Origin of the sequence: Pelomonas cellulosilytica (assembly GCF_021353265.1) — a bacterium.
Taxonomy (GTDB): domain Bacteria; phylum Pseudomonadota; class Gammaproteobacteria; order Burkholderiales; family Burkholderiaceae_C; genus Pelomonas; species Pelomonas cellulosilytica.
This window is the reverse complement of sequence record NZ_JAJTWU010000003.1, coordinates 612,361-627,409: the sequence shown is the minus strand read 5'-3', so window position 1 is coordinate 627,409 and position 15,049 is coordinate 612,361. Positions and strand designations below refer to the sequence as shown.

Annotated in this window: 11 protein-coding genes; 4 read left to right on the top strand and 7 right to left on the bottom strand. The window is 69.2% G+C overall.

The window, feature by feature from the left end:
- Positions 1–55 precede the first annotated feature (55 nt).
- Positions 56–1,399: a sensor histidine kinase gene (locus LXT13_RS10305; RefSeq protein WP_233371830.1), complete on the top strand. Its 1,344-nt coding sequence runs from the start codon at positions 56–58 to the stop codon at positions 1,397–1,399.
- 153 nt (positions 1,400–1,552) lie between these two features.
- Here LXT13_RS10305 and LXT13_RS10300 read toward each other — a convergent pair whose 3' ends face one another.
- The 7 genes from LXT13_RS10300 to LXT13_RS10270 form a co-directional block, all read right to left on the bottom strand.
- Entirely contained in the window at positions 1,553–2,164 is a 612-nt protein-coding gene (locus LXT13_RS10300; protein WP_233371829.1) for a response regulator, read from the bottom strand.
- Between the two features lie 13 nt (positions 2,165–2,177).
- Entirely contained in the window at positions 2,178–4,637 is a 2,460-nt protein-coding gene (locus LXT13_RS10295; RefSeq protein WP_233371828.1) for a PAS domain-containing sensor histidine kinase, read from the bottom strand.
- A gap of 92 nt (positions 4,638–4,729) precedes the next feature.
- Positions 4,730–5,914 carry an EAL and HDOD domain-containing protein gene (locus LXT13_RS10290; RefSeq protein WP_233371827.1) on the bottom strand — a complete coding sequence of 395 codons (1,185 nt, stop codon included), beginning with the start codon at positions 5,912–5,914 and terminating at the stop codon, positions 4,730–4,732.
- A 120-nt stretch (positions 5,915–6,034) separates the two neighbouring features.
- On the bottom strand, positions 6,035–7,249 hold the full coding sequence (gene flgL, locus LXT13_RS10285) for a flagellar hook-associated protein FlgL (protein WP_233371826.1): 1,215 nt from the start codon (positions 7,247–7,249) through the stop codon (positions 6,035–6,037).
- A 5-nt stretch (positions 7,250–7,254) separates the two neighbouring features.
- On the bottom strand, positions 7,255–9,237 hold the full coding sequence (gene flgK / locus LXT13_RS10280) for a flagellar hook-associated protein FlgK (RefSeq protein ID WP_233371825.1): 1,983 nt from the start codon (positions 9,235–9,237) through the stop codon (positions 7,255–7,257).
- Between the two features lie 14 nt (positions 9,238–9,251).
- Positions 9,252–10,121: a flagellar assembly peptidoglycan hydrolase FlgJ gene (flgJ, locus tag LXT13_RS10275; protein WP_233371824.1), complete on the bottom strand. Its 870-nt coding sequence runs from the start codon at positions 10,119–10,121 to the stop codon at positions 9,252–9,254.
- Positions 10,122–11,273, bottom strand: a complete 1,152-nt coding sequence (locus LXT13_RS10270) for a flagellar basal body P-ring protein FlgI (RefSeq protein ID WP_233371823.1) — start codon at positions 11,271–11,273, stop codon at positions 10,122–10,124.
- Positions 11,274–11,618: 345 nt separating this feature from the next.
- Here LXT13_RS10270 and LXT13_RS10265 point away from each other — a divergent pair, with 345 nt between their 5' ends.
- Genes LXT13_RS10265 through LXT13_RS10255 form a run of 3 tightly spaced genes read left to right on the top strand, consistent with a single transcriptional unit; the run spans position 11,619 to position 14,938 of the window.
- Positions 11,619–12,698, top strand: coding sequence for a glycosyltransferase (locus tag LXT13_RS10265; protein ID WP_233371822.1), 1,080 nt, complete (start codon positions 11,619–11,621; stop codon positions 12,696–12,698).
- The gene (locus LXT13_RS10260) at positions 12,698–13,621 is read left to right on the top strand and encodes a glucosamine inositolphosphorylceramide transferase family protein (protein WP_233371821.1); all 924 of its coding nucleotides are present in this window, start codon (positions 12,698–12,700) and stop codon (positions 13,619–13,621) included. The genes LXT13_RS10265 and LXT13_RS10260 overlap by 1 nt, the downstream gene beginning before the upstream one ends.
- A 54-nt stretch (positions 13,622–13,675) precedes the next feature.
- Positions 13,676–14,938, top strand: a complete 1,263-nt coding sequence (locus LXT13_RS10255; protein WP_233371820.1) for an amidohydrolase — start codon at positions 13,676–13,678, stop codon at positions 14,936–14,938.
- Positions 14,939–15,049: the final 111 nt, after the last annotated feature.

Sequence of the window (15,049 nt, the reverse complement as noted above, 5' to 3'; positions counted from 1 at the left end):
AACAGCTTGGTGCATCCCTCCGAAACGTGCGGAGGCGCTGCCTACAATGCCCTGTATGAACAGTCTCAGCGACGACAGCGCGCCATCGCGCCGCCTCGAACGGCGGCTCCCGATGCGGCTGGTGGCGGCGGGATTGGCCGGCGCCACGCTGTTGATGCTGGTGCTCGGCGGGCTGGTCGTGCTGGCCCTGATGCGCGTCTGGGGCGGCGAGGTGGGCCTGGTGCACGCCGCGCTGGTGCTGACGGCATTCTTCACTGGATTGATGGTGCTGGTCGCCGCGGCGCTGGGCTGGCATGCCGGCGTGCGGCTGACGCGCCAGCGCCTGGCTGAACCGCTGCGTGATGCGCGCCTGCAGGTGTTGATGCAGGCGCAGTTGCAGCGCGACTGGCTGTGGGCGACGGATGCCACACACCGGCTCGTGCGCTGGCAGGCGCCGCAGGGCGCGCCGTCGTCGAGCTGGGCCGGCGCCGGGCTCAGCACCCAGCTGCTGTGGGAACGATTTTCGGCTGCGGCACCGGCCGCCGAGCTGCGCGGTCGGCTGCATGCGCACCAGCCGTTTGCCGATCTCGAACTGGCCGCAGCGGAAGGCGAGCAGCACTGGTGCCTGCGCGGCCTGCCGTGGATCGATGCCCAGGGCCATTTCGCCGGCTACGTGGGCACGGCCCGGCCTCGCGAGGCTGCGGCGTTGCCGGCCGTTGTGTCCCCGGCGCCTGTCGCATCGGGGCCGGACCTGAATTCCGAGCATGAGTCCTTCAGCTACACCGTCTCGCACGACCTGCGCGCGCCGCTGCGCGTCGTCGAGGGCTTTGCCCGCATCCTGAAGGAGGACTACGGCAGTCGGCTGGATCGCGTCGGCAACGACCACCTCGACCGCGTCATGAGCGCGGCGGCACGCATGAACAGCATGATCGACGCGCTGCTGTCGCTCAGCCAGTTGTCCACGCGGCCGCTGGCCCGTCAGCCGGTCAACCTGTCGCAGCTGGCCGGCTACGTGATGGAGGAGCTGCGCCGCTCGGGACCGCCGCGCGAGCTGGTGCTGGACATCGAACCGGGCCTCACCGTGCAGGGCGACCCGACACTGCTGCGCATGGTGCTGGAGAACCTGCTGGGCAATGCCTGGAAGTACAGCGCCAAGGTGCCGTGCACCGAGATCCGTTTCGGCTGCGTGGAGCAGAACGGTCGGCGTGCCTTTGTCGTGTCCGACAACGGTGCCGGCTTCGACATGCGCTTCGCGGAGCGGCTGTTCGGCGTGTTCCAGCGGCTGCACAGCGCCAGCGATTTCCAGGGCACCGGCGTGGGCCTGGCGCTGGTGCGCCGCATCGTGCGCCGCCACGGTGGCGACATCTGGGCCGAGTCGGCGGTGGGTGAGGGTGCCCGCTTCTACTTCACGCTGGGGTGATGAGCCCCTCGTCCGGTCTCGCGCGCTGAACGCGGCGAGCCCGACCGGTCCACCAAGGGGACGGCGGTGCTTGCGGCATCGCCGGACGGGCCGGCTTGGGAGCGGCCCGCCGCGCGGTCCGCGTCAATGCTCGACGGCCGAGCCATTCTCAAGTCAGCGTGTACCCGGCCTGGCCAGCAGCTCGACAGCGTCCACGATGCGCCGGGCCTGCTCCGGCAGGCTGTGGCCATCTGCGGCGGCCAGGCTCATCAGCCGGGACAGCGCTTCGTCGCGCGGCAGCGAGTAGCGGTGCATCAGCACGCCGACGGCCACCGCCGTCGGATCCAGCTGGGCCGGCAGCTCCGAAGGCGGTTCGGCCGGTGCTGCTGGCGCCGCGGCAGGGGGGGGCGCTGCGGCGGCGTGGCTGCGCGCGAAAGCCGCCTCGACGGCCGGCACGATCTGAGAGATGTCGAGTGGCTTGACGAGGTAGGCCACGGCGCCCAGTTCCTTGACCTTGGCCACCGTCGCCTCGTCGGCGAAGGCCGACAGGAACATGAACGGTGTCTGCAGGTACTCGCGCAGGTAGGCCGCAACGTCGAAGCCGGTCAGGCCTTCCATGCGGATGTCGAGCAGTGCCAGCTCGGGGCGGTGCTCCCGTGCCAGCAGGATGGCGTCGTCGCCGTTGTCGGCGTCGATGACGTCGAAACCCGCCTGCGTGAGCCCGTAGCTCAGCGTCGCCAGTACCAGTCTGTCGTCGTCGACGACCAGGATCTTGCCCTTGCTCACCGCGCCCCTTCAGTCAAGAACTTGCTTTTGTGGCTGGATTGTGGACCACGCTGGGTGGAATCAGCTCCAGCCGACACACCACGTTCTCGTGGTGCTGTTCCAGACTGAGGATGGCACTGCGACGGGGCAGCAGCGCGCGCACCAGGCCGAGGCCTGACACGCCGCTGCGGATGTTCTGCAACGCGAAACCTTCGGGCAGCCGGCCCGGGTTGACAATTTCGACCGTCACGCCGGTCAGGTCGCACAGCAGCTGGCAGCGCACCTGCGCGCCGTCGCTGTGCTTGAGCGCATTGCCCAGCAGCTCGTTGAGGCTCAGCGCGATCGGGATCGCCTCGGCCTCAGGCAGGCACCAGTCCGCCATCAGCGCGCCGCCCTCGGCCGCTGTCGTCGTGATGCGGCCCTGCTGGCGCTGCACCGAGCCGACGATGGCGTCGAACACGCGCTTGAGCACCAGCGGGCCGCTGGCGCCGACCTGCAGGCCGTAGACCTGCGCGATGGCCTGCACCTGCCCGACCGCTTCCCTGAGCACCGGCGCCACCTCGGGCCGCCGTGCAGCGATCTGCTGCAGCAGGCCTGCGACGCCCTGCAGGTTGTTCTTGATGCGGTGGTGCACCTCCCGCACCAGCAGCTCGCGTTGCGAGATGGCCGCCTGCAGCCGTGCCTGCTCCGCGGCGCGCTGCTCGGTCACGTCGCTGGCCACCAGCAGCAGCAGCTCCGGCGCGTCGTCACCGCTGACGCCGGCCAGGTGCAGCAGCCGCGTGTCCCACATGCGGGCCGTCTGTCCGGTGGGCACGCGGTATTCGCGTTGCACGACGGTCAGCGAGGCCAGCGCTTCGCGCATGTCGGCCGCCACCTGCTCACCCTGTTCGGCGCCGAACAGTGCGGCCGGGCTGCCCCCGAGCAGTTGCGCCTCGCTGCGGCCGGCCATCGTCGCGGCGGTTTGGTTGAGCTTGACGATGCGCAGGCTCTGCGCTTCGTGCAGGCTGATGGCCAGCGGCGCGGCTTCGATGATGCGAGCCAGCGACGCCTGCGCTTGGCGGCTCTGTGCTTCGGCCTGGCGGCGCCGGTCGATGTCCAGCAACGCGTAAGTCAGCTGCTGCGTGACGAGGCCAGGGCCGTCCTCTCGGGGTGTCTGCACGGCGTTGCCGATGACCCAGAACTCCCGGCCGTCGCGCCCGCGCAACCGGCATTCGAAGACGTCGTGGCTTGGCTCGGCGCGGTGGAACGGGTGTTCGGATTCGCCCTCTGGTGCCAGGACACCCATGGGCTGGCCTCGCACGTCGTCCAGCTCGCAGCCGAACATGCGACGCGCCGAACGGTTCATCCATTCGATGCCCTCGGGGCCGACGGTGACGATGCCCACCAGCACGGAATCCAGCACGGTGCGCTCGCTCTCGGCGCGCAGCAGCAGTGCGTTCTCGGCCTGGGCCTGGGCGGTCACGTCCAGCGTGACGACCGACGTCGTCCGCCGGCCGCCGGCCAGCTGCCCGGGGGTCACGCGCGTCAGCAGCCAGCGCCGGCCCAGCTCGGGGTGGCGCACGGCATAGCGCACCTCGACCGGGTCGCCCTTCTTCAGCGCGCGCTGCAGGCGCTCGAACTCGGGCAGCGAGCCGGGCTCGACGATCTCGCGATGGATGCCCTGCAGCGAACCGATGGACTGCTTGGCCCCGGTCTTGAACGGCGACCCCTTGCGGTGGGCCTTCAGCCAGCCGGCCTCGGGCTGGAAGGTGGCCAGCCCCACGGCGGCGGTGTCCATCAGCGCCTCGAGCTGCTGGTGCGCGAGGTCGCGCTCGTGGAGCGTGCTGTGGTCTTCCAGGATGGCCAGCAGCAGCGACCGCCCGTGGTGGCGCCACAGACGCAACCGGGCCTGCAGCCAGCGCTGGCGACCCTGGGGGTCGACGAACTCGGCCTCGGTGACCAGCGGCGGGTCCTGCAGTCGTTGCGCGGCCAGCGCGGCCAGGGGCGCGCCGTGGTGCCAGCCGAGCAGCGCCTGAAGCAGATCGGGCAGGTCATTCAGGTGGCGCGGGCTGCCGGGGCTCAGCGCGTCGAAGGCGGCATTGCGCCGCAGCAGTGCGCCGCTGGCATCGGCCAGCACGGCGGGCAGCGGTGAGAGTGCCAGCCATTCGACCAGCGGCGGCTCGCCCGGGTCGGCCGGGCTCAACCGGGCGTGGAGCAGCCAGTTGGGGCGGTCGCGCACGAGCTGCAGCGTCGCGCGCTGCCCGTCGGCGAGTTTGAGCGGCGGCGCCGGCGGCGGCTGACGGCCGCTGTCCAGCGCGATGACGGCGTCGCGCAGCCAGGCCTCCAGCCGCATGCCAGCCGCGTGGCGCAGCAGCCGCCAGCCTTCGGCGGCGTCGGCCCCGAGCCATTCGCGGGCAGCGGGGTTGGCGCGCAGCGCGGACAGGTCGGCCCGCAGCGTCAGCACCGGGTCGCTGACAAGGTCCAGCAGCGCAGCGGAAGCGGGCGGGCCGAACATGGGTCAGCCGATGCGCGGATGTGGCGCGGCGGGCAAGGCCGACTGGGCTGTCCGGCGTCCAGCGATGGTCGGGCCGGGCGAGGGGCTGACGGTCATTCCAGCTGGGCCGCCTTGTGCAGGGCCCGCAGCACGCAGGCGTTGATCTCGGCGGCACCCACCATCAGCGCATCGGCGCGTTCGCGGTAGTCGAAGACGCTCTCGGCCTCGATGGCCTGTACCAGTTGCAGGTAGGGCAGGAAGGGGCCGGTCTCGTCCACCAGTGCCTGGCGCACACGCTCGGGCACGGGGATGCTCTGCAGCAGCTTCTCGAACGGGGCCTTCAGCATGTGGTCCAGCAGCGAGAACAGGCCGCAGATGAACATCTCGTCCTTCGTCTCGCGCTCCTGCATGCTGCCGGCGGCGAGCTCCTCCATCAGCACGCCGCGGCGCAGCGCGCCGTACATGATGGGCCGCATGCTGTGGTCATTGCTGGCGGTCGTCAGCAGCAGCGCCAGCCAGCGCTTCAGGCGCGCATAGCCCAGCAGCATGATCGCGTGGCGGAAGCTGGACACCTCGACTGGCAGGCCGAAGGCGGCGGAGTTCATGTAGCGCAGCAGCTTGAAGGCCAGGCTCGGGTCGCGCTTGAGCGTCTGCTCCAGCCGCTCGACGTCCTCTCCTTCGTCGACGCGGGACATCAGCTCGACGATGACCTGCAGGTCCGCGGCCACCTCCGCCTTGATGCCGGCCACCGGCTCGTACGGGCCGTCCATCGGCCAGCCGATGAAGCCCTGAGCGCCGGCGTTGAAGGCGGCATCTATGGCGTCGGCGCCACGCACGCCCGCGCAGATGGCCTGCATGCCAGCCGGTGCGGTCTGGCCCGGTTCCAGCACGACCTGCTTGAACACGGCCGCCACCGGTGAGGGCAGCGGCGCATTGGGCAGACCTTTGAGCAGCGCGCCGTGGCCGGCCCCCTTCAGTGCCGTGAGGGCATCTGAATGCGCCACGTCGGCGGCGAAGAAGGCGGGCACCTCGATCGTCGTCGGCTCAGCCGGCGGCTGCGCCAGCAGTGCCGCCAGCAGGGCTTCGCCCTGCGGGCTCAGCACGGCGCCCCCATTGGGAAAGGTCGCGCTCAGCGCCGCGAGCAGCTCGGCGTGGTCCGGCTTGGCATCGGCCCGCAGCGGCACCAGCGTGAGTCGCGTGCCGGTGACGGCACGCTGCCGGTCGATGACCGGGGCGTAGCCGAGGGCGATGCCGGGCAGGATGGCGTGGTCGAGGGCGGCTGGGATGTTGTCGGGCATGGCGCGGCGCGGGGCAGGCGATGAATATGGCAGTCTGCCATGAGCGCTGCCGCGCAGACGCCGCGATTCGTGACGAAACGCCGGCCGCCGCGTGTGCCACGCGCCGGCCCGCACCGTGGATCAGCCCTGGATGTACTGGAACAGCGACATGCGCTGAACGAGCGAGTAGGTTTTCAGGGCAGTGTCGTAGCCCGTCTGCTGGTTCTGGAACTCGGACAGACCCTGCACCATGTCGAGGTCCTCGGCGGCGCTCTTCTCCTCGGTGCTGTACTGCTTCAGCGCGGCCAGGCGGCCCTCCGTGCCATCGAGGTTGTTGAGCTTCTCGCCGACCTGGCTGCGGGCGTTCTGCAGGCTGCCCATGACGGCATCGAGGTCGCGCAGCCGGCCCGTGTTGCTCTGCTGGATCTGCGCGGCATTGCGCAAGGGCGTCTTCAGCTCGGCGATGGCGCGGTCCATCACATCGAAGACCTTCAGCGTGTTGGTCGACGGTGCGACGGAGAAGTTGTCGCCGTTGGCCGGTGCGCCGGACACGGTGACGCTGATGCCGTCGAACTGGATGGCCAGGCCCGACTTGTAATCTCCGCCGGCGACGCCTGCACCGGTGTCGGTGTTCGTGACGGCGTAGGTTTGCGTCGGCGCGGTGCCGGTGATGTCGATGCGGTAGTGCTGCCCGGTCACCCGGCCAGGGTCGGTGACGCGTCCCGAGTCGATCCAGCCCTTGGCAGGCTGGGTCGGGTCGATGCTGTTGGGTTGGGTGTCGGTCACGAAGCTGCCGTTGCCGCTGGCTGCCTGCTCCCAGACGCCGCGACCGTCCACCGTCAGCTGGAAGCTGTCGAGGTTGCCCGTCTGGATGTTGCCCGGGGTGCCCACGTAGGTGACGCCTCCGGCCTGGTCCAGGAACGGCGGGTTGGCCGAGCCTTGGCCGGAGAACAGGTAGCCGCCGGCGCCGTCGGGGCGGTTGGCGATGGCCAGCAGTTGGTCGCGCAGGCCCTGCAGCTTGTTGGCCAGGCCTTGCCGCTCGGCGTCGGAGTAGCTGGCGTTGCCGGCGGCGATCATCGTCTCGCGCGCCTGTTGCAGCAGCTCGTTGGCGTCGCCCAGTGCGGACTCGGCCAGCGTCATGCTGTTGCGGCTGGCTTCGAGCGCTCGCTGGTTGGCTTCCACGCGGCCGATGGAGGCGAGCGCCCGCTCGGCCCGTGCGGCACCGGTCGGGTCGTCGCTGGCCTTCTGCACGCGCTTGCCGGACGTCAGCTGGGACTGCTGCTCCTGCAGCGTCTGCTGGCGGCGCTGCAGGTTGGCGATGGAGGCGTCGTAGAGGTTGGCGGTGGACAGTCGCATGGGAATTACCTCTGGGCGATCTTCATCAGTTCATCGAACAGGCTTTGCGCGGTCTGCAGCACCTTGGCCGCGGCCTGGTAGGCCTGCTGGTACTGCATCAGCCGCGAGGCTTCTTCATCGAGATTGACGCCGGCCTGCCCGGAGCGGGTGGTCTCGGCGTCGCTGGCGACAGCAGTGGACACGCCAGACAGGTAGTTGGCGCTCTGCACGCGGGCGCCGACATCGCTCATCGACGCGGCATAGGCATCGTTGATCGTGGAGCCCGCCGTGACGCTGCCGTCGGGCAGCGTCTGACGGCCGACGAGCCCTTCAGACTGGATGTTCAGGAACGCTTTCGCGTTGCCGTTGTTCGTGCTGGTGTAGGCAGTGGGTGCCAGCGTGACGACGTCGCCGGTGCGCGGTACGCCGTTGCTGCGGAACTCGAACCCGAGGTCGATGCCGGCAGCGGGCTGGTTGCCGATGGGCTGGCCGGCGCTCCAGACGCCGTTCAGCACGCTGCCATCCGCCAGGGTCAGCGTGTACTGGAGGTTGTTGGCGTTGTTGGGATCCGGGTCCCCGAATGCCAGCGTGATGGGCGCCTTCGTTGCATCGAAGTTCTGGTTGACGGCATAGATGCTGTCGACCGTCAGGGTGCCCTTGTTGTCGACCGAGGCTGCCGCTGTCAGCGGCGACGCGGCGGCGATGCCGTTGGGGTTGTCGAGCACGCGACGCATCTCCACGGCCGCGGCACCGACGGGTTCGATGAGAAAGCTTTCACCGGCATTGGGGGCTGCCGGCGTGAAGCTCAGCTTGAAGCCATCGACGGTGTCGCCATCGTTGACGGTGCGCACCAGGCCATCAGACAGCCGTGTGAGCTGGTAGTTGCCGGCGACGCTGGAGGTGAGCTTGTAGCTGCTGGCCTGCAGCTGCGTGGCGTCGACGATGCTGGCCGCCACTCCGGTAGTGAAGCTGCCGTCCGGATTGCGGGCGTTGCTGGCCGCCGGCAGCACGCGCGGTATGGCGACGTTGAAGATCTGCGCGCCCTTGCCGGGCGGATTGGACAGGTCCAGCCCGAGCGCGTTCTGCTCGTTGACGCGCGTGCCGATGGCGCTGGCGAGCTGACCCAGCATGTTTTTCGCGTCCTGCAGGTCCTTGTTCTGGAATTGCAGCAGGGCGGAGATGGAGCCTCCGGTCAGCACGCTTTCGTCCAGCGGGCGGATCTGGCCGCTTTCGTTGAGCGAGACGACGGCGCGCAGCGAGTCGTAGGAGTCGGGCGAGACCTGCAGCGTCGACGCCTGGGCGCCCAGCACGAGGCGCTGGCCGCCGCCGATGAACACGCCGACGGTGTCGTCGTCGGCCGGCAGCGTCGTCACCGCGATGTGCTCGCTGAGCTGCGAGATGAGCTGCTCGCGCTGGTCCAGCAGGTCGTTGGGCGTGTGGCCGGTGCCGCGCGTCTTGGAGATCTGGTCGTTGACGTTGGCGATCTGCTGGGCGAGCTGGTTGACGATGGAGACGTTGGCCTTGAGATCGCTGACCACACCGGCCTGGAGGTCGTTGACCTGCTGCCCGGCATTGGAGAAGCGCACGGCCAGCTCGTTGGCGCGACCCAGCGCGACCTGGCGGGCCGACGGGTCGCTGGGTCGGCTGGCCACGTCGACCATCGCATTGAGGAACTGGCTGGCTGCGTAGCCCAGGCCGTCCGTGCCGGGCGGGAAGAGCTTCTCCATGCGGGAGAGCTGGTCGGCGCGCGTGCTGTCGGCAGACGCTGTCGCCTTGGTGGCGGCGGCTTCCTTCGTCAGGAAGTCGTTGTGCGAGCGCTCGACGGTCTTCACGTCGACGCCCTTGCCGAAGAAGCCGGCGCCGGTGAACTGGCCGGCGGAGGTGGTCAGCACGACGGACTGGCGCGAGTATCCGGGCGTGTTCGCGTTCGCGATGTTCTGCCCGATGGTCTGCAATGCCGCCTGGTTGGCGAACATCGCACGGGCGCCGAGGGAGAGCAGGCCTGCCATCGTTCAATCCGTCGTTATGCCAGCGTGCTCTGCACGCGCTGTGTCGTGCTGATCACCTTGGCCAGTTTCTCGGCGTAGGCCGGATCCGTCGCGTAGCCGGCCTGCTGCAGGCCGCGCGCGAATCCAGCGGCGTTGCCGTTCTGGGCCTGCGCGACGACCTTGGCGTAGCGCTCATTGCTGCTGATGACCTTGGCATAGTCCTTGAACGCCTCGTCGTAGCTGCCGTAGGCGCGGAACTTGGCCGTCACCTTGTGTGCCTGGCCATTGATGACCTCGGTCGTCTGCACGTCAACGGTCTTGCCGGTCCAGCCCGGCGTGGCCTTGATGCCGAAGACGTTGTAGCTTTTGGAGCCGTCGGCGCCGGTGATCTCACGCTTGCCCCAGCCGCTTTCGTGCGCGGCCTGCGCCACCATGAAGCTGGCCGGGATGCCGGTGGCCGCCGACGCGGCGCGGGCGGCGGCATCGTGCTTCTGGATGAAGCCCTGCACATGATTGGGAATGCCCTTGGTGGCGAGGGCCGGGAGCGCCTGTGCCAGCGTCGTCTGGCTGTTCTTCTTGATGTTCTCCGGAGACAGGTCCTGTACGCCCATCTGGCGCTGCAGCTGGCGCGTGATCGCGTCCGACAGACCGCCCGGCAGGCCGGTGAGCTTGCCGGCGAACTGCGTGTCCAGCATCTCGGTGCCGAGTTGCGTCGCGTTGTTGTCCAGCATGCCGCTGGACAGCGTGGACGCGCGCATGCTCTTCATGACCTCCTGCATGAAGAGCGACTCGAACTGCTTGGCCGTCTCTCGGACACTGCCCTTGGGATCGCGCGAGGCCTGGGCCTTGAGCTGGTCGAGGCTACCGAGGCTCTGGCCGGAGATGGACTGGAAGGACGAGGACATCTAAATCACCTCGAGTTCGGCATTCAGTGCGCCCGCGCTCTTCATGGCCTGCAGGATGGCGAGCAGATCCTGGGGTGTGGCGCCGAGCGAGTTCAGCGCCTTGACGACGTCCGACAGTCGCGCGCCGGCCGGCAGCTGGATGAGGCTGCCCGGCTCCTGGCGGATCGCGATGTCGGCCTTCTCGGCGACCGTTGTCTGGCCACCGGACAGCGCGTTGGGCTGGCTGATGATGGGCGTGGAGCTGATCGTGACCGACAGGCTGCCGTGCGCGACGGCACAGGACGACAGCGTGACCGCCTGGTTCATGACGATGGAGCCGGTGCGGGCGTTGATGACGACGCGTGCGGCCGGTGCGGCCTGGTCCACGGGCAGGTTTTCCAGGTCGGCGAGGAAGGCGACGCGGTCGTCGGGTGTGGTCGGCGCCTTCACGCGCACAACGCGGCCGTCCATGGCCTGGGCCACGCCGGCGCCTTTCGCCTGGTTGATTGCCTGCGCGACCGCGCGGGCGGTCGCGAAATCGCTGCTGTTGAGGTCGAACTGGATGAAGTCGCCGGTCGCGAGCGGTGTGGGGACCGAGCGCTCGACGAGCGCGCCCGCCGGGATGCGGCCGGCGCTCAGGTGATTGATCTGAACCTTGGAGCCGCCGGCCGAGGCACCCGCGCCGCCGACGACGAGGTTGCCCTGGGCGATGGCGTAGATCTGCCCATCGGCACCGCGCAGCGGGGTCGCAATCAGCGTGCCGCCGCGCAGGCTCTTGGCGTTACCGATGGAGGAGACGTTGATGTCCAGCTGTTGGCCGGGTTGGGCGAAGGGCGGCAACGAGGCCGTCACCATGACGGCGGCGATGTTGCGCGGCTGCATGGTCACGCCCTGGGGCAGCAGCACGCCGAACTGCTGCAGCATGGCCGTCAGGCTCTGGCCGGTGAAAGGCGCCTGGGTCGTCTGGTCCCCCGTGCCATCCAGGCCCACAACGAGGCCGTAACCCGTCAGCGGGTTGGAGCGCACGCCGGCGACGGCGGCCACTTCCTTGATGCGGACGGCATGGGCCACGGGCGCCAGGACGACGGCGAGGCTGAGGAGGAGGGCTTGGAGGTACTTCACTCGACCGATTCTGCGGAGGCTTGAGGCCGCCGAGCCGGCGAAAAGGGCCATCACCCCCCCGCTTTTCCAGGCTGCGGGCCGTGCCCGCGATGCGTGTGTTCAGGGAATGCCCGTGGATTCACCGTGCCGCAAGCTGCCGATCAGGTATGCGGCTTCTGGCGGTGCCATGCTGTCAATCCCTCTTCATACGAGCGCCCGGTCGTGGTGCGCGTCCGGGGTTCACAGGTGAGTCAGTCCGGCCTGGTAATTTCCCTGAAGTTCAGGGTAATTGCGGACGTTTGCGGGCAGATTACGGCCGCTAAACCCCCTCGGATTGCGGGGTGAGACAGGTTGCGGAATGTGTCGTTAGGTAAAGTTTTTTGTACCGACCCGTAACGCTTGCCGAATCCGCGCCCCATGCACCCGTTTTCCGAACCGCTGACCCTGGTTCATGTCGTGTTCTCGTCCCGCATCGCCGGTGGCGAGAGGCATTGCATCGATCTCGCCAACGCCCAGGCCGCCCTGGGCCATCGGGTGCATGTCATCGGCTCTGCCGGGTCGGCAGTGGCCACCGCGCTGGCGCCGGCGGTGTGCTTTCATGGCTTGCAGCTGCCCGTGCTGCGCGGCTGGCGGGTCGCCGCACTGGCACGTCGGCTCGGGGCGGACATTTGCCACGGCCATCTCGGCCCAGCCTGCAAGGCGGTCGCCCATGCCGGCAGCGCCACACGCATCGGCACGCTACACGTCGGCTACAAGACCCATCACCATGCGCAGCTCGATGGCCTCGTCTGCGTGAACCGTGCGCAGCTGGACGGCCTCGCGGCGGGCAGCCCGCGCGCCACCGTCATCTACAACTGGGCGCCGGAGCGCGATGTAGCAGCAGAGCGTCCGACCGACTTGCGCGACGAACTCGGCCTGACGGCCGGACAACTGCTGGTGGGCAGCGTCGGCCGGCTGCACCCGAGCAAGGGCATGGACCTGTTGATCGCCGCGTTCAAGGCCCATGCGCCGGCGGATGCGGTGCTGGCCATCCTCGGCGAAGGGGCCGAAGCGGGTCATCTCACGCAACTCGCCGCAGGTGATGGGCGCGTTCGCCTGCTGGGCTTCCGCAGCGATGTCGATGCGGCGCTGAAGGCGTTCGACCTGTTCGTGTCGCCCTCTCGCGAGGAAGCCTTCCCACTGGCCATCCTGGAGGCCATGCGCGCCGGGCGGCCGGTGGTGTCAACGGCGACGCAGGGCCCGCTGGAGATGCTGGCTGGCCAACCCGGTCGGCTCGTGCCGGTGGGGGATGTCGACGCGCTGGGTCTCGCCATCGCCGAGGAACTGGCGCGGTTGCGCCTGCTGCCGGCCGAAGCGCGTGCCGTCAACTACGCCACGGCGGCCTACGACCGCGCCAACGCCGTGGCCCGAACGCTGACCTTCTATCGCGAGGTCATGCGGGGCCGGGTGGCTGCGGCAGATGCCTTCGAGGACGAGGAAGAAGCGATCATCGCTTGATGTTCAAGCCTCCCCGCACCGACTTCTGGCAGGTCGGTATCGTTCCGTTGTCCGTCCAGGACGTCGATGCTCGCCAGCTGCAGGCGGTGCGTGACCACATCACCTGGCTGCCCGACGCCGGCCGCTGGCGCTACCTCGCCGATCCGTTCGGCCTCGTACGCGGCGACGCGCTGCACGTCTTCGTCGAGGCGTTCGACTACCGCATCAAGCGCGCCCACATCGAGCGCCACGAGTTCTCGCGCGACGGCCTGCGCTGGCGCGGCCAGGCAACGGTGCTGGAGCGGCCCTTCCACCTGTCCTACCCGCAGGTCTTCGAGCATGGCGGCGAGACCTGGATGGTTCCGGAAAGCCACCAGGCCGGCGAGGTCGCCCTTTACCGCGCCGTCGACGCCTCGCTGGACCGCTGGCAGCGCGAGACGGCGCTGCTGAGCGGCCTGCCTGGCGCGGATGCCAGCCTCGTCGAGCATGGCGGGCGCTGGTGGATGTTCTACACGCTGGTCGGCCCCAAGGCCCGCGACCAGCGGGAGCTGCACGCGGCTCACGCGCCGACGCTGACCGGCCCGTGGACGCCGCTGGCCGGCAACCCGGTGCGCGTCAGCCGCGACGGTGCCCGTCCGGCGGGGCGTCCCTTCGTCGACCGCGACGGCGTGCTCGCGTTGCCCGTGCAGGACAGCTCGACCGGCTACGGCGGAGCGACGCGGCTGCTGCGCTTCCCGGTGCTGACGCCCGAGCGCGTGGACATCTTGGCCGGCACCGAGCGGCTGACCGGCGACCTGGCCAGTGCCACGCACACCGCCGGACTGCACACGCTCAACGGCTGCGGCGATGGTCTCGCTCTCATCGACGTGAAGCGCATCGACCGTTCGCGCGAAAAGCAGTGGCTGGATCTGAAGCGGCGTTGGAGGCGGTTGACGAGCCGCTGACGCCAGAAACCATAGCCCAGCCGTCCGGCCGGGCGCGTGCTAGCGTCGCCAGCCATGGACACATCGCTCGCCGACCGCATCGATGCCGCCGCCGCGGTCCTGGAGGCCGAGGTCATTGCCTGGCGGCGGGATATCCACCAGCATCCGGAGCTTGGCAACCGCGAGTTCCGCACGGCCAGCCTCGTGGCCGAGCACCTGCGCAGCCTTGGGTTCGACGAGGTCAGGACGGGTGTGGCCCACACCGGCGTGGTGGGTCTGCTCAGGGGCGGCAAGCCCGGCGGTGTCGTGGCGCTGCGGGCCGACATGGACGCCTTGCCCGTCAAGGAGGAGCTGGACCTGCCGTTCGCGTCCAAGGCCCGCGCCATGTGGAATGGCGAGGAGGTCGGTGTCATGCATGCCTGCGGCCACGACTGCCATGTTGCCATCCTGATGGGCGTGGCCAGCATCCTGGCCGGTCTGCGCGATCAGATCCCCGGCACCGTGAAGTTCATCTTCCAGCCGGCCGAAGAAATGCCGCCCGAGGGCGAGGAGGGCGGCGCGGCGTTGATGATCCAGGAGGGCGCGCTGGAGAACCCGACGCCCGGCGCGATCTTCGGCCTGCATGTCACGTCGCGTCAGCCGGTGGGCGTCATCGGCTATCGGCCGGGGCCGACGATGGCGAGTTCCGACAAGCTGAAGATCACCGTGCACGGCAAGCAGACGCATGGCGCGGCGCCGTGGCTGGGTGTGGACCCCATCGTCACGTCCGCGCAGATCGTGCTGGGCCTGCAGACCATCGTCAGCCGCACGCTGGACCTGAACCGCGAGCCGGCAGTCGTCACCATCGGCGCCATCAAGGGCGGCGTGCGCGAGAACATCATCCCCGACTCGGTCGAGATGCGCGGCACGATCCGCAGCTTCGACGAGGGCATGCGCGACGCCATCCACGAGCGCATCACGACGCTGGCCGAGGGCATCTCGTCGGCGTCGCGGGCCACCTGCAAGGTCTGCATCACAAAGAACTACCCGGTCACCCTCAACGACCCGGTGCTCACCGCACAGATGGTGCCGACACTGACCCGCGTGGCCAGCACTGGCCCGCGGCCCATGGGCATCGAGGTCGTGCCCAAGGCGACAGGCGCGGAGGACTTCTCGTTCTTCCAGCGACTGATCCCGGGGCTGTTCTTCTTCGTCGGCGTCACGCCGCCGGACATCGAGCCGAGCAAGGCCTATTCCAACCACTCGCCGCGATTCGTCGTTGATGAACGCGGACTGGAGGTGGGTGTGCGGGCGCTGGCCCACCTGGCGGTTGATTACCTGGGGTCGATCAAGGGGTGAATGGCTTCTGCCATGCGCGGCCGGCGCTTGTCGCAGGCAGGCTTTTGGTCACAGCAAGTTGTCCAGCCTGTCAGCCCGCCGTCCACAAAGCTGACGAGCTCTCGGCCACGG